The sequence below is a fragment of the Paenibacillus sp. TY11 genome, assembly GCF_059772165.1.
Map to the genome: position 1 here is coordinate 115,281 of NZ_JCBAIQ010000006.1, position 25,907 is coordinate 141,187.

At 46.2% G+C, this 25,907-nt stretch carries 19 protein-coding genes, 1 pseudogene and 1 riboswitch; of the genes and pseudogenes, 13 read left to right on the forward strand and 7 right to left on the reverse strand.

Annotated features, from left to right (window positions below):
• The first annotated feature begins 44 nt into the window (after positions 1 to 44).
• Both AC6EJC_RS08170 and AC6EJC_RS08175 read left to right on the forward strand, forming a co-directional pair.
• A complete protein-coding gene (locus AC6EJC_RS08170; protein WP_444953519.1) occupies positions 45 to 1,532 on the forward strand; it encodes a glutamate synthase subunit beta in 1,488 nt (495 codons plus the stop codon).
• A 634-nt stretch (positions 1,533 to 2,166) separates the two neighbouring features.
• Entirely contained in the window at positions 2,167 to 4,533 is a 2,367-nt protein-coding gene (locus AC6EJC_RS08175) for a type IA DNA topoisomerase (RefSeq protein ID WP_444953520.1), read from the forward strand.
• Between the two features lie 30 nt (positions 4,534 to 4,563).
• Here AC6EJC_RS08175 and AC6EJC_RS08180 read toward each other — a convergent pair.
• From AC6EJC_RS08180 to AC6EJC_RS08190, 3 genes and pseudogenes are all read right to left on the reverse strand, one after another.
• Positions 4,564 to 4,948 (reverse strand): annotated as a pseudogene (locus AC6EJC_RS08180) (transposase); the annotation flags it as partial.
• A gap of 253 nt (positions 4,949 to 5,201) precedes the next feature.
• A complete protein-coding gene (locus AC6EJC_RS08185) occupies positions 5,202 to 5,966 on the reverse strand; it encodes an HAD family hydrolase (protein WP_444953521.1) in 765 nt (254 codons plus the stop codon).
• Between the two features lie 65 nt (positions 5,967 to 6,031).
• Positions 6,032 to 6,949, reverse strand: a complete 918-nt coding sequence (locus tag AC6EJC_RS08190) for a hypothetical protein (RefSeq protein WP_025722652.1) — start codon at positions 6,947 to 6,949, stop codon at positions 6,032 to 6,034.
• A gap of 446 nt (positions 6,950 to 7,395) precedes the next feature.
• On the opposite strand from AC6EJC_RS08190, the gene AC6EJC_RS08195 reads away from it, so the two are divergent.
• The 5 genes from AC6EJC_RS08195 to AC6EJC_RS08215 all read left to right on the forward strand — a co-directional run bounded on the left by AC6EJC_RS08195 (position 7,396) and on the right by AC6EJC_RS08215 (position 12,813).
• Complete coding sequence (locus AC6EJC_RS08195; protein ID WP_444953522.1) at positions 7,396 to 8,553, forward strand: MFS transporter; 1,158 nt, start codon at positions 7,396 to 7,398, stop codon at positions 8,551 to 8,553.
• A gap of 82 nt (positions 8,554 to 8,635) precedes the next feature.
• On the forward strand, positions 8,636 to 9,361 hold the full coding sequence (locus tag AC6EJC_RS08200; RefSeq protein WP_444953523.1) for a phosphonate ABC transporter ATP-binding protein: 726 nt from the start codon (positions 8,636 to 8,638) through the stop codon (positions 9,359 to 9,361).
• Complete coding sequence (locus tag AC6EJC_RS08205; protein ID WP_444953524.1) at positions 9,358 to 10,692, forward strand: hypothetical protein; 1,335 nt, start codon at positions 9,358 to 9,360, stop codon at positions 10,690 to 10,692. The genes AC6EJC_RS08200 and AC6EJC_RS08205 overlap by 4 nt, the downstream gene beginning before the upstream one ends.
• Before the next feature lies 1 nt (position 10,693).
• A complete protein-coding gene (locus AC6EJC_RS08210; protein ID WP_444953525.1) occupies positions 10,694 to 11,392 on the forward strand; it encodes a response regulator transcription factor in 699 nt (232 codons plus the stop codon).
• Positions 11,389 to 12,813 (forward strand): sensor histidine kinase, encoded by a 1,425-nt coding sequence (locus AC6EJC_RS08215; RefSeq protein WP_444953526.1) that lies wholly within the window; start codon positions 11,389 to 11,391, stop codon positions 12,811 to 12,813. The genes AC6EJC_RS08210 and AC6EJC_RS08215 overlap by 4 nt, the downstream gene beginning before the upstream one ends.
• A gap of 95 nt (positions 12,814 to 12,908) precedes the next feature.
• Here the strand turns inward: AC6EJC_RS08215 and AC6EJC_RS08220 are convergent, their stop codons facing one another.
• Positions 12,909 to 14,135 (reverse strand): glucose-1-phosphate adenylyltransferase, encoded by a 1,227-nt coding sequence (locus AC6EJC_RS08220; protein ID WP_444953527.1) that lies wholly within the window; start codon positions 14,133 to 14,135, stop codon positions 12,909 to 12,911.
• Between the two features lie 237 nt (positions 14,136 to 14,372).
• Between AC6EJC_RS08220 and glgB the strand changes: the two genes are divergently transcribed.
• Together glgB and glgA are read left to right on the forward strand one after the other, a co-directional pair.
• A complete protein-coding gene (glgB, locus tag AC6EJC_RS08225) occupies positions 14,373 to 16,295 on the forward strand; it encodes a 1,4-alpha-glucan branching protein GlgB (RefSeq protein ID WP_444953528.1) in 1,923 nt (640 codons plus the stop codon).
• Positions 16,296 to 16,315: 20 nt separating this feature from the next.
• Positions 16,316 to 17,758, forward strand: a complete 1,443-nt coding sequence (gene glgA, locus AC6EJC_RS08230; RefSeq protein WP_444953529.1) for a glycogen synthase GlgA — start codon at positions 16,316 to 16,318, stop codon at positions 17,756 to 17,758.
• 87 nt (positions 17,759 to 17,845) lie between these two features.
• Here glgA and AC6EJC_RS08235 read toward each other — a convergent pair whose 3' ends face one another.
• Both AC6EJC_RS08235 and AC6EJC_RS08240 read right to left on the reverse strand, forming a co-directional pair.
• Entirely contained in the window at positions 17,846 to 18,862 is a 1,017-nt protein-coding gene (locus AC6EJC_RS08235) for a UCP032817 domain-containing protein (protein ID WP_444953530.1), read from the reverse strand.
• Between the two features lie 39 nt (positions 18,863 to 18,901).
• Positions 18,902 to 20,080, reverse strand: a complete 1,179-nt coding sequence (locus tag AC6EJC_RS08240; protein WP_444953531.1) for a M20 family metallopeptidase — start codon at positions 20,078 to 20,080, stop codon at positions 18,902 to 18,904.
• 149 nt (positions 20,081 to 20,229) lie between these two features.
• Between AC6EJC_RS08240 and AC6EJC_RS08245 the strand changes: the two genes are divergently transcribed.
• The 3 genes from AC6EJC_RS08245 to AC6EJC_RS08255 all read left to right on the forward strand — a co-directional run bounded on the left by AC6EJC_RS08245 (position 20,230) and on the right by AC6EJC_RS08255 (position 23,501).
• Positions 20,230 to 21,693 carry an ABC transporter substrate-binding protein/permease gene (locus AC6EJC_RS08245; RefSeq protein ID WP_444953532.1) on the forward strand — a complete coding sequence of 488 codons (1,464 nt, stop codon included), beginning with the start codon at positions 20,230 to 20,232 and terminating at the stop codon, positions 21,691 to 21,693.
• A complete protein-coding gene (locus AC6EJC_RS08250) occupies positions 21,680 to 22,402 on the forward strand; it encodes an amino acid ABC transporter ATP-binding protein (RefSeq protein ID WP_444953533.1) in 723 nt (240 codons plus the stop codon). Before AC6EJC_RS08245 ends, AC6EJC_RS08250 begins: the two co-directional genes overlap by 14 nt.
• Positions 22,403 to 22,657: 255 nt before the next feature.
• Positions 22,658 to 22,826: riboswitch (cyclic di-AMP (ydaO/yuaA leader) on the forward strand.
• Between the two features lie 6 nt (positions 22,827 to 22,832).
• The gene (locus AC6EJC_RS08255) at positions 22,833 to 23,501 is read left to right on the forward strand and encodes a 3D domain-containing protein (protein ID WP_444953534.1); all 669 of its coding nucleotides are present in this window, start codon (positions 22,833 to 22,835) and stop codon (positions 23,499 to 23,501) included.
• A 197-nt stretch (positions 23,502 to 23,698) separates the two neighbouring features.
• Here the strand turns inward: AC6EJC_RS08255 and AC6EJC_RS08260 are convergent, their stop codons facing one another.
• The gene (locus tag AC6EJC_RS08260) at positions 23,699 to 24,505 is read right to left on the reverse strand and encodes a polysaccharide deacetylase family protein (protein ID WP_444953535.1); all 807 of its coding nucleotides are present in this window, start codon (positions 24,503 to 24,505) and stop codon (positions 23,699 to 23,701) included.
• Positions 24,506 to 24,810: 305 nt separating this feature from the next.
• On the opposite strand from AC6EJC_RS08260, the gene AC6EJC_RS08265 reads away from it, so the two are divergent.
• Positions 24,811 to 25,833, forward strand: coding sequence for an NADH:flavin oxidoreductase/NADH oxidase (locus tag AC6EJC_RS08265; protein ID WP_444953536.1), 1,023 nt, complete (start codon positions 24,811 to 24,813; stop codon positions 25,831 to 25,833).
• The last annotated feature ends 74 nt before the right edge of the window (positions 25,834 to 25,907 follow it).

Consider the following 25,907-nt stretch of genomic DNA (forward strand, 5'->3'; position numbering starts at 1 on the left):
ATGGATGATCGGGGTTCATAAGCGAAGAGATGGGGGAACGTAACATGTCTACACCAACTGGATTTATGGAATACACACGACAGCTTCCTACAGACCGGGACCCGGCAGAGCGTATAAAGGATTGGGAAGAATTCCATAAGCATATGTCTGAAGAAGAGCTGCGTACCCAAGGGGCGCGTTGTATGGACTGTGGAACTCCTTATTGTCATACGGGGATGGATATCATGGGAGCAACTTTAGGCTGCCCGGTTCATAATCTCATTCCGGAATGGAACAATCTCGTATATCGTGGTTTGTGGAAGGAAGCGCTAGAGCGGCTGCACAAAACGAATAACTTTCCGGAATTCACAGGTCGTGTCTGTCCTGCGCCATGTGAAGGTTCGTGTACAGTCGGCCTGATCGGACAGTCTGTTACAATTAAAACCATTGAGGAAGCTATTATCGAAAAGGGTTTTGAGGAAGGCTGGGTTGTCCCTAATCCGCCAGAAAAGCGTACAGGCAAACGAGTGGCTGTTGTTGGTTCGGGCCCGGCAGGTTTGGCTGCAGCTGCACAGCTTAACAAAGCAGGGCACAGCGTGACTGTGTATGAGCGTGCAGACCGTGTGGGTGGATTATTAATGTATGGCATACCGTCCATGAAATTGGATAAGAAGGTTGTTCAGCGGCGTGTGGATTTGCTGGAGGCTGAAGGTATTCAATTCATCACAAATACGGAAATCGGCAAAGATATCCCTACCGATCAGTTGATTGCTGAATATGATGCGGTTGTCCTATGCGGTGGTTCTACGAAGCCAAGAGAATTCAACATTGAAGGTAGCGATTTGAAGGGTGTTCATTATGCGATGGATTATCTGAATGGTACCATCAAAAGTTACTTGGATTCCAATCTGGAAGATGGCAACTATTTGTCCTCTCAAGGTAAGGATGTTATTGTAATCGGCGGCGGTGATACGGGTTCGGACTGTGTAGCTACTTCTTTGCGGCATGGTTGTCGGAGTGTCACTCAATTTGGTACACACAACAAAGCTCCTTTGGAGCGTGACCCAATTGCCAATCCTTGGCCGCAATTTCCGAACGTGTACTCTCTCGATTATGCACAAGAGGAAGCGAAGGCGTTGTTCGGAGAAGATCCGCGTGAGTTCTCCATCATGACGACCAAATTTGTAGGTGATGAGAACGGTAATCTGAAAGAGCTGCACACCATTCAAATTCAACGTATTGTGGATGAAACGGGGCGTAAAATCTATCAACCGATTCCAGGTACGGAGCGCGTATTCCCGGCACAAATTGCTCTTATTGCCATTGGATTTGATGGTCCTGAGCAAACGATTGTAGAGCAAATTGGTTTGGAGACGGATCGCCGCTCCAACGTTAAAGCACGTTATGGGAAATATGTTACCAATGTGGATAAGGTTTTTGCTGCGGGTGATATGCGTCGCGGACAAAGTCTTGTCGTGTGGGCTATTAATGAAGGTCGAGAAGCTGCACGTGAGGTTGATAAATACCTCATGGGTGCTACCGTTTTGGTGTAATTATAATTTTATGTTACGGATCAAGTCAAAGCTCCATCTTCGGATGGGGCTTTATTTTGCATTTCAAGCTGAGTGTCTCAGAAGTGACATATAACGGTTATTGGATTGCAGTATTTTTCTGAAACAAATTTTCTATGATGGAATAAAAATGTTGTAAATTAAATGTCATATAATATGACTCATATTCAATTAACTAGTCATATATTTCTTATCTATAATGATCATAACATAAAAAAAGGTGTTGGGTGTAGTTTTTTTATAGAAAAATGAATGATTTCGCAAGAAAAAAAGATTAAAACCGATATTTGCGTCATATAAATTAACATACACATAACTTTTATTTGCTTGTGGTGTAGTTTGGAATGATTTTTCTTTTTCATAAGACTTTATAAAGATAATAATATGATCCTTTCCAAGGCTACATAAAATCATGACCTGAGAGAACTATGATATCTATGGTATAATACACGTATATTGTTGAAGCGTTAGACTAAATGAATTTACAAAGGAGCTTTCGTCGGGAGAAGGCTCCTTTTGCATGAGGCCGGGATACCTGTGTTTTCATTAACATTCCATGGTTATGTATGATTCATGGAGGAGAAACAGAAGGCCGTCAGGAAGGAATGGAGTATGAATGAAGACGTTGATTATTGCTGAGAAACCAGATATGGGACGGACGATTGCCGCTGTTATGGAGCCACGGGCTAAAAATAATCGTACCTATTTGGAAGGGGAGAAATACATTGTAACCTGGGCGATCGGACATTTGCTGGGTTTGGCTGAGCCGGATGCATACGATGCTAAGTACAAACGATGGAATATTAAAGATCTTCCTATTATCCCTGAGCAGTTCAAAATTGTACCGAATCCGAAAACAAAGGATCAGCTGAAAATGATTGGTGAACTGGCTAAACGCTGCAATGCTATCGTAAATGCTTGTGATGCTGGACGGGAAGGGCAATATATTTTTGCGTTGATTCAGCAGCAGTTAAAGTTACGTCAGCCGGTTAAGCGGCTGTGGATTTCAGATTTGACGGCGGAAAGTATTGCGACAGGCTTTGAACGATTGCGAGATGCTTCGGAGTTTGAATTTCTGACTCAAGCTGCGCGGGCACGAAGTGAAGCGGACTGGTTGATCGGCATGAACGCCTCCAGAGCGTTCACAACACGACATAACACACTCTTGTCGGTAGGGCGGGTGCAGACTCCCGTGCTGGCATTGATTCATGATCGGGAAAAGGAAATTGAGGCATTTCAGTCTCAAACCTTCTATGACGTCTGGGCTGAGTTTAAGCAAGGTCAGATCAAGTACAAAGGTGCGTGGCAGGGGGATCGACTGACGAAGCCGGAAGAAGCTGAGGAGATCGCTGCGGCGGTTCGCGGAAAAACAGGTAAGATTACCAAGTATGACACGAAGCAGACAAAGGAGTATCCTTTTAAATTGTACGATTTGACGCTGCTTCAACGCGAGGCGAATGCCAAGTACGGTTATTCGGCCAAAAAAACACTGGATGTGGCACAAGCGCTTTATGAGCGTCACAAGGTCATTTCCTATCCGCGTACCAACTCTAACTATGTGACAGAGCAAAATATAGACGGTATGCACAAGGCACTACGGATGCTGGGGACAGGTCCTTATGCTGACCTGGTACAACAAGCAAACCCCAATTTGGTCCATAAACAGAATAAATCGGTCTGCAATCCGTCTCGTGTTGAGGATCACCATGCTATTCTGCCGACGTTAAAAAGGCCAGGAACACTAAGCAAAGAGGAGCAAAATGTATATGACCTGGTTATTCGCAGGTTTTTGTCACATTTTTTCCCACCTGCTGAATATAAAATGCATACTGTAATGACGCAGGTGGACAAGCATCTGTTTAAGACAAATATCAAGGAGCTTCTTTCCTTGGGATGGAAAGTGGTTTTGAGCAAGGCTGACCAGGATAAAGGTAAAAAGAGCAAATCATCCAAAAAAGAGGATGAAGAGGAAACGGACGAGTGGACGGACAAGAAGTTTGAGATTGATGCGGGACGTCCGGTGGATTGTGTTCGCGCCGAGATGAAAGAAAAGGCGACTCAGCCCCCTAAAAGCTACACGGAGGGTACATTGCTTAAAGCGATGGAAAGCGCGGGCAAACAGATGGAGAATGAGGAATTACGCGAGGTCATGAAAGATGCCGGCTTAGGCACACCTGCGACACGGGCTGCCACAATTGAACGATTGAAGAAGGTCGGCTACATTGAAATGAAGGGCAAAAAGATTCTTATTACTGATAAGGGAAAGATGGCTATTGACCTGATCCGTCATGCCGGGGTTGATTTATTAGCCTCACCGGAAATGACAGGTCAATGGGAACGTCGTCTACATCAAATTTCCAAGGGTGAGGCAGCTCAGGAGAAATTTATGGATAACGTTAAAAGATTTACGTTGTCCATCATTGACAAGGTGAAGCAGCAGCCACCGGCTCCGGCAAATGCCTTTGGCGAGGAAGCCAGAGGCAATCGTTCGGGGGGGAAGGGAAACACCCGTAGTACAGGTGCGAGTGGACGCGCCACCGCCAAAGGGACGGGACGCGCTACATCAGGACGCGGTAGCAGCGCTGGAAGCGCAACACTGGAGCAAGAAGCGCCGCCAGCAAGCCGTGCTGCGAGTATGGCAGGCTCCGCTGTAAGAGCAGTGCGCGGCTCGTCCAACGGGCCGTCAGGCACTTCAGCGAGCCAAAGACAAGCGTTGGGCAGCTGCCCACGCTCCAATTGCGGCGGAAGCATTATTGAAGGCCGTAAAGGGTATGGGTGCAGCCACTACAAGCAGGGCTGTGGCTTTGTCGTCTGGAAGGAGTATGCTGGCAAGCAGATCACCGAAACGATGCTCAAGTCTCTGTTAACGAAGGGACAGACACAATTGTTGTCTTTTAAGCGGAAAGATGGATCGACCGTCAAAGCGCGAATTGTTCTGAATGAACCAGGTACAGGACAACTTAGCGTTCGTGAGGAAGCCTAAGACAGGGTTCAGACCACTATTTTGACAGAATCAGAAGGTTGAATAACGTTTTAAAAACGAAAAAAGGATCCTATTCGAGAGAGCCATGCAAAAGCCTTGCTTTTGCTCTATTAGCTTCACCATTCGTTTTACGTTTACAGCGAATGCAGTGAGGTAAGCTTGTAATCGCATGCGGAAAAGACCCCGGTATCTGGCTGTTCCCATACCATGAAATCTCTTCATCTCTGCATTTTTATGTTCAATGATCGATCTGCGCTTGAATTCGCTCTTTAAACGTGTCGCTGAGTTCAAACTCAATCTGCTTCTTGAAGTGTTCTGCCAAGATCCGAATCGAGTACGTCTTACTTCGGGCACCTAGCTTGTAGCACCTTCCGCGTTAAGGGCCGGTTTTACACTTCTCTACATCAAAGTAGTAGCTCCTCTACCGTCTCGCCAAGTAGCGCCAGGTAAGACAGCACGCTGGGAATCGGCATCCGTCTATTCACTTTGGACGCGTAGGAGCTTGGTCAGTTTCATAACTCCGCATGAAACGACAGGGTTAATTGTTTGGCTGGTTGCAGCAAAACGACTCAACTCGCTTTTCCTTTTCTTCCAGTATACAGCAAACCCAGTACCGGCGTGGTACTGGGTTACTTTTTACAGAAATTGTATTCTCTTTGCAGGGCTCTCTATCCGAGGGTCCTTTTTTGTTGATGCAATTGTATACTTTCGTGGATAACCCGTGGCACTTCCGTTAGCTTCTGTATCGTATACATCACGGAGTTCACGTTTTTTTGCAATTCAACCATATTGTAAACCCATTCCTTAGGCTGCTTGAGATACACAGCATGAATACCTGCCGCAAGGGCTGGAGATACATCAGTGCGCAGAGAATTCCCGATCATCCAGGTGATGCTTCGGTCGAAGCGATTCAGCTGGATGATTTCTTCCAGTGCTTCAACATTTTTATGCTGACGAATGTAGATGCGGTCATCAAAGTAGGTAGCCAGCTTCATTTGTTCAATTTTTCTTTCTTGAATGACCTGCTCACCGCCAGTATAAAGATGGAGGGAATGTCCTGCTTTTTGGAGTGAGTTCAACGTTTCGACCATGCCCGGATACGGTTCGATTTCCTGCTCGTACACACTTCGACCAAGCGAGCGAAGCTCCTGTTCTTCCTGAGAATCTACACGGCGTCCGAATTGTTCCGAGAAAAATTGGTACGTATCTATCAGAGATTGTGGAAAATGCTCACTGGCAAACCCCACTTGATGAACCCCAGCCACATCAATTTCGATTTGTTTTTCGCGAATCGTATTTTTTGCTAGGTTATGGGCTGCAAACCATTCCTGAAGCAAATCGAAAAAGTGGTTGAGAATAAGGTCAAAATACTTGTTGCAATGGACCAAAGTGTCATCCAGATCAAATAAAATGTGCTGCTTCGGATACGACATGATGCATACTCCTTCCAAGCCAAAGCTTTAACGGTGTTCGGTTATAACTAAAGGTGCGATTCAAATTACAATCCAATATAGGATTCCAAAAATACCTGTAAATCAGCCGCACCGTCGGGACGGATACTGAATTTTTCTTTATGATAGCGTCCGATGTGAATGCGGAGCAGACCAGCCACTCGCAAAATCATCATATCAGACATGAGTGTATCTTCTAAGCGGCTCAAATCATGGCGCATATCTTCGAGAGACTTAGGACCTTGAGCCACATAACGCAGAATTCGCAGTCGTTGCGGATCATTGACCGCACGAGTAAGCCGTAGTAGAAGCGTAGGCGGTTCTTCCTCGCTCTCCTCGGGGATATCTACCGGATACTGGATCAGCAGCGTGCGGGTATAAAAACAGTATGAATTAATTGGGCGATTATGTACGACCGGAAACAGGACTACCGTATCCAAATCTTCCATATGTGGCACGACTAGTCCAGCTGTCGCATATTCAACCAGTGCTTCCGGTTCCATTTTACTCAGCAGCATGCGCTTTTCCGCAGCGTCTTCCTCTGCCAACACGCGCAGTTCGCCTTCCAAAGCCCGAAAATAATCACGATCCCACAATCGGAGGAGTGGTGCGTATACCTTACGAATGCGTAAAGATTCTTCAAAGGTTAAAAAAGGGATATGCGGAACAAGCAGCTCAAACATATCTTTATCCGGACCGTGGTCTAAATAAGAGATGTAATCGGATATTTCATCCGATTCCGGTCGAAGTAACGCCCAGGCATAGAGTGCGTCATAGTCGCTAAAAGGGCAATCCTGAGCTGTAGCAAGCTCAGTACGAACTTCATGTTGTAGCCGTGCATCCACCTTATCGATCCATTCATGGCCTAAGTCCATATCTTGTACCCATTTTTTAGTTACATAGGCCATGAAGCTGCCGAGCAATTCGTAAATTGGAGAAGTGTCTATTTTAATTTGATAACTCATGGAACCAAATGCCTCCTATTCTGTCTTCTAGCCCAGAGCGGTGAACGTAATTAAGCCCGTCCATAAGCACAACATGAGCATTTTGAAATTGCTCACTTATTTATTATGGCTTGTTCTGCCGGGCATTGTCCACTATAATATGAAACAGTGCGTTGTGACGTGAACGGGTTCGGATTGAACAATACGAGGCTCCTTAACCGAACGGAGTCGGATACATACCAGACAAGCTCTTTCCGTAAAATCGTCATCTCAGATGGCGATTTTTTTCTTTCTTTCTTTAATGCACTAAAAACACCTTAATTTGTATGTGTTTTGCAGGTTTTTCAGGATGACATAGCATACATATTGATAAGAATTATTATTGATTATGGAATCAAATGCAAATCATTTCTTAACAATCATTTTATGATGCTGATATTTTATTTGTTCTACCAGGAGGAGCTGTGATGTCGTCGTCGTTACGGGTTCATTATTTTATTTTAATTGCAGTTATTATTGTTGCCGGATTATGTCAAGGTTTACTATTACCCATTCTGTCTATCTCATTGGAACAAATGGGGGTTTCATCTTCACTAAATGGAATGAATGCGGCTGCGCTGTATATTGGTTCATTCGCAATGACGTTGGTGGCTGAACGGACTTTGGGATGGTTGGGGTTCAAAAAGCTCATGGCCGGAGGGCTTGTGCTTGTGCTCATTACGTTGCTGCTGTTCCCGCTAATCCCTGATATTCGGGTATGGTTTGTACTGCGTCTGCTAGTAGGTATTGGTGACAGTGCGCTGCACTACTCCGCCCAGCTGTGGATATTGCTGGTGACTCCAGCAGAGAATCGAGGTCGCAACATTTCCTTTTATGGTATGTCGTACGGTTTGGGTTTTGCATTAGGACCACTGGGTTTATGGCTACTCGATTATGGAATGCTGGTTCCATTTGCTGCGTTGGCCTTACTGTGCTTGCTTGTTTTGCTGTTGGTGTTAATCAAGCTACCGGACTCCAGACCGGAGAAGCAGGAAACCGAGGCACGTCCCGCACAAAGATTCCGGCGCAGCTACAGCTGGGCATGGTACGCTCTATTGCCTGCATTTCTATACGGCTATATGGAAGCGAGCCTGAACAGCAATTTTCCGGTCTATGGTCTGCGCATTGGATTTCATACCGATGAAATCGCCGCCTTGCTGCCGTTTGTCAGTTTGGGAGGGCTAGTGCTGCAACTGCCGTTAGGTATATTGAGTGACCGCTGGGGACGTAAAAAGGTGCTAATGAGCGTAGGTATAGCAGGTGGTTTGACCTTTATGTTGTTACCATGGAGCGGCAATCATTTTATGTTCACTTTGGTATTGCTGACCATAGCAGGTGGTTTAGTAGGCTCCTTTTTCTCCCTCGGTTTGGCCTATGCTGCTGATCTGCTGCCCAAATCATTTTTGGCGGCTGCCAATGTACTGGCATCTTTTCATTTTAATCTGGGAAGTGTGATCGGACCTAATATTAGCGGAGGACTTCTGGACTTTGGAACCCATGGCAGCATGTTTCTTGTCCTTGGAGGAAGTTACGTTGTTTTCGGATTGTTAGGTCTGTTTTCCAGAAAAAGAGTACCGGGAGTTTAAAACTGCGGTTTGCATGGTATTTGTTTCACATTTACTATAAAATATAAACAGTATTGATGGCGGATAAAGGGGAATCACATAGATGATTAAAATTCGGAAGCTGACCAGGCAAGTGGGGCCTGAACGGACCCTGTTACTTCGAGGAATTGATGCTGAAATTCATCAGGGCGAATTCATTGCCATAGTGGGGCCAAGTGGAAGCGGCAAAACGACGCTGTTACGCTGTCTTGCTTTACAAGAGCCATGGGAAGAAGGCAGTTTAATTGTAGGTGGCAATGATGTGCTGAAATCCGGGTGGACGGGCAAGATGAAAATAAAGCGAGAATGGGCATACCTGGAGCAAAACCCGCATCTAAATATGAATCGGACCGCTCTCAAAAATGTGCTCATTGGCAGATCCGGTCAAACTCCACTGTGGAGAATGGTGACTGGCATGGTGCGTTCCGACGATTATATGGGAGCAATGGACGTACTGGAGGATCTGGGCCTGCTCGATAAGGCGCATGATAAATGCGACAAGCTCAGTGGCGGCGAGCGACAGCGGGTAGCGACTGCGCGTGCTCTCGTTCACGGAGCCAAGGTCATTTTGGCTGATGAGCCTGTAAATGGACTTGATCCGGCTTCGGCGGCCCATGTATTAGAGACATTTCGTAAGCTGTGTTCTGACGAGCGAGTGACAATCATTACTGTACTGCCGCTGGAAATGGCTGAACGCTTTGCTTCTCGTATATGGGGATTGAATGATGGCGAACTGGTGTTTGATATCCAGGGAAGACGGTTGACACAAGCAGAAAAGAACAAATTGTGAAGGGGACGGCAAGAAAAGTGAAAATAATGCTGTTGAGAATGGTGGCTGGTTGCTGCACATTGCTGCTCCTTGCTGGATTTTTAAGCGGTTGTAATGTCATTAGCGATCCAATTTCGCTAATGCAAACACCGACAATGTCTGACGAGAAGCAGCAGTTGAATGGTGCAGTGATTACGCAACTAGGGGCGGTACAGCCTTTAAGGCCGAATGACCCAGATGACCCTACGCCAATTCGGACGGGAGATTTGAACAATGACGGCACAGACGAAGCAGTGCTCTTTTATGAAACACCAGATGAGAGCGTAAAAATACATGGTGCCTTGTTTGAGGATCAGGGTGGAACTTGGGTAAAGAAGCTGACGTTTGATGGAGAAGGCACTGTGTTGGAATCATTTAAGCTCGTGGATTTAACGAATGACGGTACGCTTGATATTGTAGCGGGTTTTTCCAGCGGCGATAGTGGAGATGGCGGGGATCAGAAGGGGCTCATCGTGTATTCCTATACCGGAGGAACTCTGGAAAAAATATATGCTACAGGTTATACGGACTTCGTCGTAGACGATTTTAATCATAACAAGATGGACTTGAACGGGGACAATTTGAATGACTTGACGATTATCACGCTGCGCCGTAATGAATTCTTTACGGTTAAAACATTCCAATTCAGCGGGGGAACCTTTAAGGAAATCGGATCGTTGGATTTGGACAGTCAGGTCTTAAGTGTCTATAATGTCGTCGCTGGCAAAGTAGCGGAGGATAGGCAGGGGATCATTATTGACACCAATATTGCCCAGACCACTACCGTTTCCAATGTCATTGTGATGGATCACGGCAAGCTCAGGAAGCTTAATCTCATGGATGTTACCTTCAAGGATGCGACCATCGCCAGTGGTGATGTGGATGGTGACGGTATTCTGGAATTTGGTAATTTGGAGAAGCCTAAAGGCTGGAGTAACAAGCCGCTGGATGAGGTTCCATATTTTGTATCGTTCTATCAGTGGGACGGGGCAAAAGGAACGATTTTCAAGCAGCAGCAGTATCGTGATTCTAACGAACAGGTTTATTTCAGGTTACCGAAGGAGCTGCACGGAAAGGTCACCATTGATCCGAAAGTTTCAAATAAGGACAGCTATTTACGGTTCATTCTGGACGATACGGACAAAACGATAGCGGAAATAAAATATTTCTCGTTGTCACAATGGGAACGAAACAACGAAGGATATAGCCAATTATGGCGAACGAATGCACAGGTAATTGGCATTAAGCGATCCAGTGAACTGGAACCACGTAAAACCATTAAAAACAAGTTGGGGGAAAGGCAGGTAGAATAGAGTGAGTAAAGTTTTAATCATGGAAGACGAGGAATCCATCCGTAGTTTTATCGTCATTAACTTGAAACGTAACGGTTTTGAGGTGCTGGAGGCGTCCGAAGGGCATGAGGCTCTGAATATTTTGAACACGGTGCGGGATGTTGATATTGCACTGCTCGATGTAATGGTGCCCGGGATGGATGGCTTCGAGGTTTGTCGGAGAATTCGGGAAACGAATGAGCGCATCGGCATTATCTTTCTCACCGCTAAGGTACAGGAGCAGGATAAGGTGTATGCCTTGTCTGTAGGGGCCGATGATCATGTGAGCAAGCCTTTCAGCCCGACGGAGCTGATTGCACGTATTCAATCGTTATTACGTCGGGTGAATGTACATCGCGAAACGGCAGCCAAGGTGTCCTTCCAGTCCGGTCCGTTCACACTGGACTTGATTGCTAAGCAATTTAAGAAGAACGGACAGCTGATCGAGCTGACGCCGACAGAGTTTTCCCTGATTCAATTTTTCCTGGAAAAAGAAAACACACCGCTCAGCCGAGATGTTTTGCTTGACCACGTATGGGGCAAGGAATATATGGGCGATCCGAAAATTGTGGATGTGAACATCCGACGTCTGCGGCAGAAAATTGAAAACAATCCTTCCGAGCCTGCTTTTTTACAAACAGTGTGGGGACATGGATATAAATGGAAAGGTCAGTCTCAATGATCAAAAAGGGAATTCGCAGACAGATTGTGCTTCACTATTTTTTTGTAGTGTTCTTGGCGCTTCTGTTAGTAGAGGTCATTTTCATGATTCTCCTCCGGTCGTATTATTATGACTCCATTTATAAAAAAATCGAGAACCGCATCTCATCGGTAAGTGAATTTGCATCTAAATTCAAAGAGCCGGAGCAATCCTTACAATCGTATTTGCTGAATACATTTTCTCTACCCAACACTGAACTGCAATTGCTCGATGAACAGGGGAATGTAATTGATAACTCGACGAATTTTGCAGCAGATTTAAGTGTGCAGACGAGTGATGTGACACAAGCGCTAGCAGGGGATACGGGCAGTTGGATCGGAAAGCAGGCGGGTACGGGGCAGCAGGTGATGGCGGTATCCAAAAAGCTGGACAATATCGCCGGAGACCAAGTGTATATTATCCGGTATACAACTTCCTTGGAACTGGTAAACGATAAGCTGTTTACCATTACGCTGTTTTCCGTGGGTATCATGGCAGCTGTACTTATCATTGTGTTTGTGGTGAGTACAGGACTCGCCAATTCCATTGTTAGGCCGATTAACAATATCCGCGATGTATCCGCTCAGATGGCGCAGGGGAAGTTTGATGCACGCATTGAAGGCGATTATCGCTATGAGTTGGGTGAACTGGCTTCGACGCTGAACTACATGGCACAGGAAATTGTCAGAACGAATCAAATCAAGGATGATTTTATTTCATCCATATCTCATGAACTGCGTACTCCGCTTACTTCCATTAAGGGCTGGAGTGAAACGTTAAATTCTGGCGGCTATGACCCGGAAGAGACGAAAATCGGGATGCAGATTATTTCCAAGGAGACGGATCGGCTGATTGGCTTGGTGGAGGAAATTCTCGATTTTTCCAAGCTGGAACAAAATGCCATGAAGCTTGTGATGGGAACGGTGGATCTTCGGGAGCTTTTACAGGAAATTATGCTGAACGTATGGGCCAAGGCAGAAATGAAGCAGATTAAGCTCCAGCTGGATTCGGAGGAAACGGCATATCTCGTCCATGGAGACGGTAACCGTCTAAAACAGGTATTTTTGAACATTGTGGATAATGCTATCAAGTTTTCCCATGAAAGCTCGATTATTTTTCTGTCTTTGCAACGGAATGAAGGCAATATCGAGATATCCGTACAGGATACAGGGATCGGGATTAGTGAAGAAAACCTTGCCAGAGTAAGAGACCGCTTTTTCCAGGTAGACCATCAAAATGGCGGTACAGGATTGGGGCTGGCAATCTCACAGCAGTTTGTGGAGCGCCATCAAGGGCAAATGCTCATCAAAAGTGAATTGGGAGCAGGCACCACCATTACAGTTTCATTGCCTGCTTTGCAAGCCGAACAACCTGTAGAGCCACTGCAACTCACTGAAGGCTAGATTTATAACTGAATGCTAAGGGTATAGATGTAATCAGAAAAACAGCCAGTCCTCACTATATTGGAGGGCTGGCTGTTTGAAATTTTGGGGTACCGTTATGAAGTAAAACCTTCAGCACGCAAGCGTGTATTACGCTCATAGGCTTCTTTCAGCATACGTGTAGTCTGCGGCCGGACCGCCATTTTTCCAAATACTGTTTCATTGGGTCCGATGACCATAATTTCGCTCGGATTACCTTTAATGACGGCACCATCACGAATCACAGCACCTTCACCGATAATCGCGTGTTCAATATGCACGTTGCGCCCAATACGTGTGTCAGGCATAACAATACTTTCTTTGATCGCTGAGCCTTTACCAACCTCGACGCCACTAAATACAACGGAGCGTTCAATTTGGCCTTCTACTTGGCAGGAATCATGCAGCAGGCTACCCAATGACTGCGTTTTACGGTCAGGTACCTTTTGTGCGCTCAACCTTGTGCGGCGTTCACGCGTATACATCGGCCAGTCCCTGCGTTGCAGGTCAATAGCGCAATCTTCTTGCAGCAAATCCATGTGGGAATCCCATAGGCTTTTAACAGTACCTACGTCCTTCCAGTAGCCCTGGAATTCATAAACGTATAAAGATTCTTGGTCCGCCAGCATTTTAGGTATGATATCTTTACCAAAATCATGACTGGATTGAGCATCCTGTGCGTCTTCCAATAGGTAATTTCTCAAGTAATCCCATTTGAAAAGGTAAATCCCCATGGAGGCCAAATTGCTTTCCGGTTTTTCCGGCTTCTCTGCAAATTCTGTGACGCGCAGTTCTTCATCGGCACTCATAACACCAAAACGGTGTGCTTCATCCCAAGGAACCTCCATGACAGAAATGGTAGCCGCAGCTCCTTTTTCCTTATGGTAGTTCAGCATTTCACGATAATTCATATAGTAAATATGGTCACCGGATAAAATAAGCACATGCTCTGGATTTTGGCTGTCAATATATTCGATATTCTTATGAATAGCGTCTGCCGTTCCTAAGTATTCAGCGTTACCTGTATTATAAGATGGAAGCAGGGTAATTCCTTTGTCATCTGTTTTTGTAAGACCCCATGGCGTTCCATCCCCAATATGTTCGTGCAAGGATTCCGCCTCATATTGCGTCAGTACACCTACAGTATCAATGTCTGAATTTACGCAGTTACTGAGAGGAAAATCGATGATTCGGTAATGACCGCCAAAAGGTACGGCGGGTTTTGCAATCGTTGAAGTAAGGGGAGCAAGACGGCGTCCCTCTCCGCCTGCCAGCAGCATGGCAATGCATTCTTTATTAAACATTTCGTTTCCCTCCCGGTTTAGTTGTCTGTTGTAGTACATACATAAACGGTATGGGGTGCTCTTGAAACCATCAGGTATATAAGATTCCCCAAAAACTAAGGTTTATTTTTTTCATAGTCATTTTTCTGTTCATTGTGGCTAGAATGGGGTAATAACTCAGGTCAGCTTTGACCCAAAAGCGAATGCATTACCAAATCATACATTTTGTACTTACAAACATATAAGGGTGGTGACGTGATGACAGACCAAACTCTTCCGCAACAGGCTATTTCATCGGAAGATATTTATTTGTTTCATGAAGGAACGCTTTATCACAGCTACCGATCTTTGGGTTCCCACCTTACTGTGGAGAACGGAGAACAGGGCGTCCGTTTTACGGTCTGGGCTCCTCATGCTCTCCATGTCGGGCTTGCTACAGATCGCAACAACTGGAATGGGGAACAGGATTCCTTATATAGGGTTCCCAAATCCGGTTTTTGGAGTCGTTTTTTTCCGAGGATATCCCAAGGAACTTTTTACAAATACGACATTACGGGTGCAAACGGTGAACGGTTTCTGAAAGCAGACCCTTACGCGGTACGTGCTGAAGTGAGACCGGCAACGGCTTCTGTAGTCGCTTCATTGAATGGTTATGTTTGGAACGATGCGGTTTGGCGCCGAAAACGAAGAGCACCTTATGGAAAGCCTCTTCATATATACGAGCTTCATCTGGGCACTTGGAGGCAAAAAGAAGACGGTACGTTTTATACATACAGGGAAATGGCTGAGTTTCTTGTGCCTTATGTGACCGATATGGGATATACCCATATTGAGCTGATGCCGCTGAGTGAGCATCCATATGATCTCTCCTGGGGCTACCAGCTCACCGGATATTTTGCACTCACAAGCCGTTACGGTGAACCGCATGATTTTATGTATTTGGTGGATCGTTGCCATCAGGCGGGAATTGGAGTGCTTATGGATTGGGTTCCGGCCCATTTTGCCAAGGATGCTCATGGATTAAGACTATTTGACGGGTCGCCCCTGTTCGAATATGCGGACCCACTAATCGCGGAAAAGCCTGGCTGGGGGACACTAACGTTTGATTATAGCAAGCCAGAAGTACGTTCTTTTTTGATCTCCAATGCGTTGTTCTGGATGGATATGTACCATATTGATGGCCTGCGTGTGGATGCAGTGACGAGTATGTTACGACTGGATTTTGAAAAACAGGACGGACAATATCGCCTCAACTCCAGTGGAGGGATTGAAAATGAGGAGGCAATCGCCTTCCTTCAACAACTGAATGAGACGGTATTCCGCTATTATCCATATGCGCTCATGATGGCAGAGGAGTCCAGTGCTTGGCCGATGGTGACCTCACCGGTAAGCGATGGGGGACTCGGTTTCAATTACAAATGGAATATGGGCTGGATGAACGATACGCTTGATTATATGGGATCGGAGTTTGAACAACGGCCGGAGCGCCATAATTTGCTGACATTCCCCATAGCCTATGCATACAGCGAAAATTTTACACTTCCGTTGTCGCATGATGAGGTCGTTCATGGTAAAAAGTCGCTGCTTGATAAAATGCCGGGCACCTATGAACAAAAATTTGCCGGATTACGGGCGCTTCTCGGCTACCAAATGACTTCACCAGGTAAAAAGCTCTTATTTATGGGAGGGGAATTTGGTCAATTTATTGAATGGAAGGATGAGGATCAACTTGACTGGTTTTTGCTGGACTATGACAGTCACCGCTCTCTGCACGCATATACGAAAGTACTGAATCATTTGTATATTCAGGAAAAGGCATTATGGGAGTTGGACCATTCGTGGGACGGCTATCAGTGGATTGAAGCTGAAGACCGTGGACAGAGCGTAATTACGTATTTACGTAAAGGCAAAAAGCCGGGAGATACGCTGGTTGTCCTTATTAATTTTCAGCCCGTGAAAAGAGAAAATTATCGAATTGGATTGCAAAAGGCAGGGAGCTATATGGAGATGCTGAACAGCGACCATAAGGATTTTGGAGGAAGTGGCCAGCTGAACTCCGGAGTGATACGGACCGCCCAAATTCCTTGTCACGGACAGCTTCACAGCTTGGAGGTGACCATTCCATCCCTGAGCATCGTTATACTCAAGAAGGCGCCCCGGAGGCCTAAAAAAGCAGATTAACCAATAGGGAGGAAGCACATATGAATATTTTGTTTGCGGCAGCGGAAGCACATCCATTTATTAAAACAGGAGGGTTGGCTGATGTCATTGGCGCACTGCCGAAGGCACTTCGACAGGCGGGGTGCGACGTCCGAATCATTTTGCCTAAATATGCAGGTATCCCTGATACGTATACCAATTCTTTACGCCCGGTAGCGGTGAAGCAAGTAGCCGTAGGCTGGCGTGATCAATATTGTGGAATAGAGGAACTGACATTAGACGGAATCAAGGTTTATTTTATAGACAATGAGTATTACTTCGGTCGTGACGGTATTTATGGTTATATGGATGATGGAGAACGCTTTTCCTTTTTTAACCGGGCTATTTTGGAAGTGCTGCCTGAACTGAATTTTCAGCCGGATATTCTGCATTGTCATGACTGGCATACGGCGATGGTTCCACTGCTTCTGAATGCCGATTATCGACATTTGCCCTTCTACAGCGATATTCGCACAGTGTTTACGATACATAATCTGCTGTATCAGGGGGATTTTCCGTATGAGGTCTTAACAGAACTGTTGAACCTGGACGGGAGCTATTTCACCCCCGAGGGTGTGGAGTATCATGGCAGACTGAATTTTATGAAGGGTGGGCTGACCTATTCGGATCATGTCACAACAGTAAGTCCTACCTACGCAGAGGAGATTCAGACGGAATTTTACGGATATGGACTGGAAGGACTGCTGCGTAAGCTTGGAGAGCAGGGACGTTTGTCGGGGATTGTGAACGGAATTGATACCAAAAGCTACAATCCTGCCACGGACAATCGTATTTATACGAAGTATCGCACGAGTCTGGCAAAGAAAAAGGAAAACAAAGTAGGCCTGCAAAAGGAGCTGGGTCTGCCGGTGCGTCCGGACGTACCTATGATAGCCATGGTAACCCGGCTTGTAGATATGAAGGGGCTAGATCTGGTGACGAGAGTGCTTGACGAAATCTTGTATTATGACGATATCCAGTTTGTCGTGCTGGGTACAGGGGATCCGGCTTTTGAGCACTGGTTCCGGGAAGCAGCGGGACGCTATCCCCTGAAAATGTCCGCGCAGCTCGCTTTTAGCGAACCTCTGTCACGAAAAATATATGCAGCAAGCGATATGTATCTTATGCCATCGAGGTTTGAGCCTTGCGGGATCAGCCAACTGCTGGCGCTTCGTTATGGAAGCATCCCGATTGTGCGAGAGACAGGGGGCCTAAACGATACTGTGCAGGCTTACAATGAGTCCACAGGTGAAGGAAACGGATTTAGTTTCACAAACTACAATGCACATGACATGCTGCATACGATTCGTCGTGCTGTTCATTTTTATCGCCAACCTAAGCATTGGTCGAAGCTTACACAAACGGCTTTTGCAGGAGAGTATAGTTGGGATGTTTCAGCCGAAGCATATATGGATATTTACCGTTCGTTAACAAAGACCGATTGAACAGAGTAGGAATACCATAGGCATGTTAATGAAAAAGGGAATCCCAATTAGCCAGTGTTTGGCTGAGGAATTCCCTTTTTGCTGTGATCAGTCGCCCCCGCCACCACAGCTGCTTCCACACGAAGAGCCGCCACCATGAGAGCTGTCATGGGAGGAATGCTGGTGTGAGTGGTGAGTATCCCAGTTCGAGCAGCCGCTTGCAGAGCTACAGCCGGATGAGCTGGCTAGTGCGGCATTGCCTGTAGCATCCGGGTGCATATGTGTGGCAAATTGATCAGGTTGATACCATGAATACCACACAACAGCCAATAGCAGATAGTCGACCTGTAAATAGTTGACCTTAGGCAGTTGCTTACCCTCAGGATCATCTACCGCTTTATTCACCCGCTCACGCAGATGTTGTACAATCTTATGAACCGCTTGTTGTGCCTGCTGTGAAATGCCTAGATTCGCCTGAGTATTCCACCGGTCACCTGCTGGTTGCGCCGAGGCTGCCAGTTTGTAATAATGTGAAAGCTCGTCGTTCGGTAACGGATGATTAAAAAAAGTTCCCCATAAACTGGCGCTATAGCGGTTCCAGCCAAAGCACTCCACATATAACCAGTCAAACCACGCCCGCTCCTCCGGCATTGGCTGAGAGCCGCCCGAATGGGGCGCATGGTGAAGCATACGACCAAAAAAAGCTTCCGAGAATTGCTGGTATTCGCGGGTAAACATCAACATTTCGTGCCATAATTCATCCACATCACTACTGAACATAGGCACCCGATTCATAATCGCGCATAGCATAAAGTATCGTTTTAGCTCATGCCAGCGCCAATCATATTCTTGCTCCGTCAGTTCAGGATGGGCTTCCATTACACGTCGCCTTACGCTATGAGCATAGGAGACCGGAATGGATTGCTCCAGTAGCTGCATCAGCTCCGTAATCTCCGGATGACGTTGCTGCGCAAGGGACGAAGGAGACGGGGAGCTGAGGAAAAATGCATTCCGGCGGCGCGTTTTTCTGTTTCCCCGGTTCCTGCGTATTGCACGAAATATAAACCACAAAATGATGAGGTCAACCACAACAAACAACGTCCAAAAGCTACTCATACTATTCATGATGGCTGCTCCTTTCTGAAAGAAGACGGAATTAAGATTTTAGTTTTCGCTATTCAGCAGAGCGAATTCTTCTTTAATCTGGGTCAGCAGTTCAGGATTCGTGATTACATCACAAGCAGTCCATGCCAAGGTTCTCGCGGCCAGCAGCATTCCTTCCATTGCCCGGTCCTGCATCGCCAAATCGCGAAATTCTGGTGTATGCAAGGCATGCTTCTCGTCAATAACTTGAATGTACGGATGGATAGCAGGGCAATGAAGCGATACATTTCCGATATCCATGGAGCCGTGATCTTCGCCTTCCGTTATGTCTTCTTGTGAAATGCCAGCCTGCACCAAATTTGCGGTAAAGGTATCAGAAAGTACACGGTTAGTCGCCATTTCATCATAAGAAGTCTCATAATTGGAGGTCTCCAAACGACACCCGGTCTGTAAAGCAGCTCCTTCAGCAATTTGAATAACACGGCAGGTCAGCGGATTCAGTTCTTGACGTGTAGCAGCCCTCACATAAAATTGGGCAGAGGCGTAATCAGGAATAATGTTGGCTGCCTGCCCACCCTGATTAATGATGCCATGGATACGTACTGTACTTTTGACTTGTTGACGGAACGCGTTGATGCCGTTGAACGTTTGAATCACAGCGTCCAGCGCGTTAATGCCTTCATGCGGACTGGCAGCTGCGTGGGCGGATTGACCAAAAAATTCGAACTGTACAGCATCAATCGCCAGCGATTTTCCTGATTTTTCGTAACGGTCATAAGGATGCGTCATAAGCGCTATGTCGCAATCATCAAACAACCCGGCAGCCGCCATCGGAACCTTTGCACCGCGTGTTTCTTCGGCAGGTGTGCCGTATACCCGTACTTCTCCACCCGTCTCGTCGATGATCGATTTGAGGCCGACGGCAGCACCGGTACTCATCATACATATCAAATGGTGCCCACAGGCGTGTCCGAGACCTTTCAGAGCGTCGTATTCTGCCAGAAAAGCGACAACCGGTCCGGGTTTGGCTGCTTTATAAGTGGCAATAAAGGCTGTTTCTATACCTAATACCGGTGCCTGGACCTCAAATCCGTGAAAAACCAGTTCTTCTTTTAAACGAGCAGAGGCCAAAAATTCTTCGTTTCCAAGTTCAGGATTTGCGCCAATATATAACGATATGTCCTTAAACCGTTGGGCATGTTGCTCAATTGTTTGTTGAATGGTCTGTTTAAAATCCATGCTGAAAACTCCTTTATATAAGGCTGTAATGTAGGTACTGCGTTAGGTATACTGAAATTGTACTATAACATTCATTGCATAATCATGCATATTCATTTATAATGACACAATCTTATTTATTATAAAGAATTTAAGGAGAGAAAAAAAGATTGAAAAAGGCATATCGTTTTACCGCCCTGGTTTTGACGGCGGTTATCTTGCTGTTGGCTGGTCTTCCCACGCTCACTGCATACGGAACGGAAGAAAAGCCACAGAAAAAACTTGTAGTAGGCATGAGTGCCGACTTTCCGCCGTATGAGTTTCATAAAGTCATTAATGGTAAGGATACCATTGTTGGGTTCGATGTTGAAATCGCCAAGGAAATCGCTAAGGATCTGGGTGCGGAGATGGTCCCTGAGGACATGAGTTTTGACGCTTTGCTGCCTGCTCTGCAAAGTGGTCGCGTAGACTTGGTACTGTCTGGTATGACACCGACGGATGAACGAAGAAAGAGCATTGATTTTTCGGATGTATATTATCGCTCCAAGCAAGTCATTATGGTACGCCCAGAGGATAAGGACAAATATTCAACGATGGCTGCTCTGAAAGGCGAGAAGATCGGCGCGCAAAAGGGGAGTATTCAGGAAGAGATTGCTCAAAAAGTGCCCAATGCCTCTGTAACTTCACTGGACAAAATATCCGATCTGGTACTCCAGCTTCGGACCCAGCGTATCAACGCTGTTGTAATCGAAGATACGGTTGCTAAAGGATACACGTTAGATGGTACTGTAACACTTGCCAAGGCGGTGCCTGAGGATGAGGGGGCAGAAACAGCTGTAGGTATCCGTAAGGGGAATGCAGAATTGCTTGCCTCTGTAAATAAAACGTTGGCTCGCCTGAAAGCAGACGGGTCGATTGAGAAGTTTTCCACAGAAGCGAGTGCACTTTCTGCGGATCGGCAGGTTTCTTCGAATAACATTGTAGATATTTTTTGGAAATACCGCAGTTTTTACGCTACGGGCATCGGCTACACCCTGTTGCTGTCTGCGCTTGGAGTACTATTCGGATTCATCATTGGTCTGATCATATCCTTGCTGCGGATGAGTGGTGTTCGTGTTATTGAGTGGTTAGGTACAGCTTATGTAGAGATACTGCGCGGCACACCTATGCTGGTGCAACTCATGATCATTCATTACGGGGTTGCTTTGACGTTGGGCGTCAATTTTACGCCACTCCAGTCCGGTATAATCACATTATCCCTGAATAGCTCGGCATATCTGGCTGAAATTTTTCGCGCTGGCATTCAGGCAGTAGACCGTGGGCAGATGGAAGCTGCTCGCTCGCTCGGGATGGGACGAGGCAAAGCTATGCGTCACGTCATTTTGCCGCAAGCGTTCAAATCTATTTTGCCTGCTATCGGTAATGAGTTTATTACGATCATTAAAGAATCATCTATTATTTCGACCATTGGGATGGTGGATATTATGTATCAGGCCCAGGTCATTAAAAATATTACTTACGAAGGATTGAGTCCGTTCGTAATCGCCGCCGCTATTTATTTTGTAATGACATTCAGCTTATCTAAGCTGCTGGGTTTATGGGAAAGGAAGTTGAGAGCCAGTGATCACCGTTAAACAACTGCGTAAATCGTTCGGCAAGAACGAAATTTTAAAAGGCATTGATATAGACATCGCCAAAGGTGAAGTAGTCGTCATCATCGGCCCCAGCGGTTCGGGGAAAAGTACGTTTTTGCGTTGTATGAATCTGTTGGAACAGCCGACGGACGGGGAGATTTTGTTTGAGGGTGAGTCGATTACGGCCCGTGGTCATAATATTAATGCGACTAGGGAGAAAATGGGAATGGTGTTCCAGCATTTTAATCTGTTCCCGCACAAAACAGTGTTGCAGAACCTGACGCTTGCACCAACGCAGGTTAGAAGACAGTCAGGAAAGGAAGCGGAAAAAATTGCGCTGGAGCTCCTGCGTACCGTGGGGCTTGAGGATAAGAAAAATACCTATCCGAACCAGTTATCCGGCGGTCAAAAGCAACGTATTGCGATTGCGCGTGCTTTGGCCATGCAGCCGCATGTGATGTTGTTCGATGAGCCGACTTCTGCTTTGGACCCTGAAATGGTTGGAGAGGTTCTGGATGTTATGAAGAAGCTCGCCGAAGGCGGCATGACGATGGTGATCGTGACGCATGAAATGGGCTTTGCCCGCGAGGTAGGCGATCGGATCATCTTTATGGATAACGGTCAAATTGTGGAGCAAGGTACACCAGAGCAGGTTTTTGGTACTCCAAGCCATGATCGCACCCGTGATTTTCTTGCCAAGGTATTGTAAGAAAGTACTTCTATGAGCTATAAAGTAAGCCCTCCGTGGTCGATGGGGATGACCCCCGTATGACGGAGGGTTCTTCTTTTTTTGTCACCATTTCCCCATATTTTCGTAACAGATATCGTTTTCTTGATGACAAAATTGTAACAAGTATAGTATGATGTTCAAGGTCCCAACATTTTCATGCAGATAAGGTTACAAATTTGTGATATTATGCAGTGAGCCAAAACTTACCGGGACAGCATGGGGTTATGACAAACGCTGAATGCTGGGCCCAAATCATGGGAAGTGCGGGGGACGTAACAACGGCAGTCATTCCGATACGTCATAAGACGATGTGGAATATGCCTAGGGGTGAATTGCATAAGCATAGGGCTTCTCCTGAGTCCGAATCCGACAGCTAACTTCGTAGGCATAACAGAGGAGGTACATATCTTTGAAACATCTGAAACATATTGGAAAAACCATGAAATTTGCGGTGCTTGCCGCAGCTATTGCAGGGCTGGCACAGACAGCTGGAGTAGCAAATGCTGCTTCGCTTCATACTGCCAAAGAGGGTGATACCTTCTTTTTGCTTGCTCAACGTTATGGAGTACCGGTAAACGAGCTAACGAAGGCGAACCCGAATATTGCCCCCAACAACATATATGCAGGTCTACAAATTAAGGTGCCTGGCGAAAAAAGTGTGAAGGCGGCTTCGGCTTCGAAGTCACAGCTTCTTACGGAGACAGCACCAGCGAATGAGGGGCCAACGATTAAAGCATGGGGAAAAACATTCAATTACAGTAAAGTAGTTGATGTTAAAGCTACAGCGTATTCTGCCGCAGCTGATGAAAATGGCAAGTGGGGCGCGGTCGATTACTACGGCAATCCGCTTAAACTAGGCACGATTGCGGTAGACCCGAGCGTCATTCCGATGGGAACGAAAGTGCTGGTTACGGGCTATTCCCACCCCGGCCTGCCAGATCATTCTTTTGTAGCCGTCGCCCGCGATCAGGGCAGCGCCATTACAGGAAAGCGGATTGATATCTTTATTCCTGGCAACAAATCATTTGTGAACGACTTTGGCTTTCAAAATGTGAAACTGTACGTTATTAATAAATAGCATTTGCGTATATATGGTTTAATTAAACATAATATATATTATGTAAATTTAATGCCCGTATCGTACAACATATAACTGGGTCGGATTCTTATCAGTCCTATCGGTAAAAAAAGGCTGTCTTGACGAGCAGAAAACTTCTGCTGGTAAGACAGCCTTTTTACGTTAATTTAGCTTGTAGCTGAATCATAAACGTATTGTTATTTCCGTTCCGATGTGTGGAGTAGCCGGGGGACTGTAACAAATTTGTAGCCCTTAGCTTTTAGAGAGTGAATTAGACCCGGCAGAGCTTGGACAGTGCCTTGCAAATTGGAACTTTGACCTCCACCTGCGTGCATTAAAATAATGGAGCCAGGCCCGGTAGCCGGGATCACATTGCGCTGAATTTGTGTTTTACTTAATCCCTTCCAGTCGAGAGAATCTACATTCCAATTGACAATCATGTAGCCATGACGACGTGCCCACTGGATTTGAGGCTCCGTGATTTCACCGTAGGGTGGGCGAATCAACTTGGGGCGAAAACCTACGCTGGCTTGTAAAATACGCTCTGTTTTTGTAATCTGGTTGCGAAAGCGTTCTGGTGTGGCCTTCCTGAAATCCGGATGGGTATAGGAATGGTTTCCTATAGCATGGCCTTCACGAATAATGCGGCGTATGATCCCCGGATGCTTTTCCGCACGGTGACCGACGATAAAAAAGGTGGCTTTGATGCCGTTCGCCTGTAATACGTCCAAAACCTGCGGCGTATACCTGGAATCGGGCACATCATCAAAGGTTAAGGCAATTTGGCGGGTGTGCGGGCCGCACATTTTAAAAATGTCTGCATGTTTTTTTCGCAGCATCGCTAATGTAGGAGTAGCTCGGTCTGTACTCTGATGTACAGAAGAAGCAACAGCTGCTTCCTTGGGATGGGGCGTTCCGATGTTGGGAGGCGCATCCGCGTGAACGGGAAAACTTGAAAATGCTAGTAACAGTGCCATGCTTGGCAACACTCCCCTGTACGGCATATGTATCCCCCCTTTCCGTGCAGTGGTACCTAGTGGTGCTCTCGACTATTATGTACCTGTCCTATTAAAAATATGCTGGTGACCGAGTTAGGCTCATACACGGTTGAAAAGAAGCACATGATGAAACGATTATCAGTGAAGATGATGTAGCTAAACGCACATATTCTCTTAAACATGACCGAAAACGGGAGCATTTCCGCAAGTTTTAGCCTTACAACGGATTCGGTATACCGTGACAGCTGGTGTATAATGGGGATGCAATTCATAATTATACAGACATGGAATTGAAGGAAGGATGGATAAAAGTGACCGACTTGTTTACTCCTTATCAATTAAAGGGCCTTTCTTTAAGAAATCGGATTGTAATGCCCCCGATGTGCCAATACAGCGTGGAGGCCAAGGACGGGAATCCGACGGAATGGCATTATGTCCATTATGTGAGCAGGGCGGTAGGAGGCACTGGGCTCATTATTGTGGAAATGACAGCGGTCCATCCGGATGGGCGCATTACGGATCGTGATTTGGGCATTTGGAGTGACGAACATATACCTGCATATCGTAAGATTGTGGAGGAAGTCCACAAGTATGGTGCCAAAATTGGCATTCAATTAGGCCATGCCGGACGCAAGGCTGAAGATGCTGAGCAATCTGTCGCTCCGTCCTCGATTCCTTTTAGCGAACGCTTTAAAGAGCCGCACGTCTTGACGACAGCTGAAGTCAGGGAACTGGTCCAAGCTTACAAAGAAGGGGCCCGCCGCGCGGTGGAAGCCGGTTTTGACACGGTAGAGATTCATGGCGCTCACGGCTATCTGATTCATCAATTTCATTCCCCTTTAACAAATACTAGAGAAGATGAATATGGGCAGGATTTGTCACTGTTCGGTGTTGAGGTCATACGTGCTGTTAAAGAGGTTCTTCCTGCTGATATGCCTGTGCTTATGCGGATTTCTGCCAAAGAATATGTCCAGGATGGATATAATGTGGAATACATAACAGGTATAGGGGAACGATATCGTGATGCGGGTGTAGACATTTTCCATATTTCTTCTGGTGGTGAGGGTCCGATTGGTTCCAATGGAGGCCCATCTGCGCGTGCCGGTTATCAGGTGGATTTGGCTCATACCATCCGTGAAAAGCTGAATGTGCCTGTGATTGCTGTCGGCTTACTGGATGATTATGAGGATGCCCGCCGGGTTGTTCAGCAGAAAGAAGCTGATCTGGTAGCAATAGGCCGGGCCATGTTGAGTGATCCCTATTGGGCTCTGCATGCATCGCGGGAGCTAAAAGTACAGGCGGATATCCCAGAGCCTTACTTGCGCGGCTTTTAGATATTTTTGAAACCCTCTTTGCAAAGCTTGCGTAAACATGTGTACAGAGCTTAAAATTTAAGCATTCAACTCTA

Bases quoted from the DNA above. Each gene is read 5' to 3' on its own strand.
- AC6EJC_RS08170 (WP_444953519.1), top strand. From the start codon at position 45: ATGTCTACACCAACTGGATTTATGGAATACACACGACAGCTTCCTACA.
- AC6EJC_RS08175 (WP_444953520.1), top strand. From the start codon at position 2,167: ATGAAGACGTTGATTATTGCTGAGAAACCAGATATGGGACGGACGATT.
- AC6EJC_RS08185 (WP_444953521.1), bottom strand. From the start codon at position 5,966: ATGTCGTATCCGAAGCAGCACATTTTATTTGATCTGGATGACACTTTG.
- AC6EJC_RS08190 (WP_025722652.1), bottom strand. From the start codon at position 6,949: ATGAGTTATCAAATTAAAATAGACACTTCTCCAATTTACGAATTGCTC.
- AC6EJC_RS08195 (WP_444953522.1), top strand. From the start codon at position 7,396: ATGTCGTCGTCGTTACGGGTTCATTATTTTATTTTAATTGCAGTTATT.
- AC6EJC_RS08200 (WP_444953523.1), top strand. From the start codon at position 8,636: ATGATTAAAATTCGGAAGCTGACCAGGCAAGTGGGGCCTGAACGGACC.
- AC6EJC_RS08215 (WP_444953526.1), top strand. From the start codon at position 11,389: ATGATCAAAAAGGGAATTCGCAGACAGATTGTGCTTCACTATTTTTTT.
- AC6EJC_RS08220 (WP_444953527.1), bottom strand. From the start codon at position 14,135: ATGTTTAATAAAGAATGCATTGCCATGCTGCTGGCAGGCGGAGAGGGA.
- glgB (WP_444953528.1), top strand. From the start codon at position 14,373: ATGACAGACCAAACTCTTCCGCAACAGGCTATTTCATCGGAAGATATT.
- glgA (WP_444953529.1), top strand. From the start codon at position 16,316: ATGAATATTTTGTTTGCGGCAGCGGAAGCACATCCATTTATTAAAACA.
- AC6EJC_RS08235 (WP_444953530.1), bottom strand. From the start codon at position 18,862: ATGAATAGTATGAGTAGCTTTTGGACGTTGTTTGTTGTGGTTGACCTC.
- AC6EJC_RS08240 (WP_444953531.1), bottom strand. From the start codon at position 20,080: ATGGATTTTAAACAGACCATTCAACAAACAATTGAGCAACATGCCCAA.
- AC6EJC_RS08260 (WP_444953535.1), bottom strand. From the start codon at position 24,505: ATGCCGTACAGGGGAGTGTTGCCAAGCATGGCACTGTTACTAGCATTT.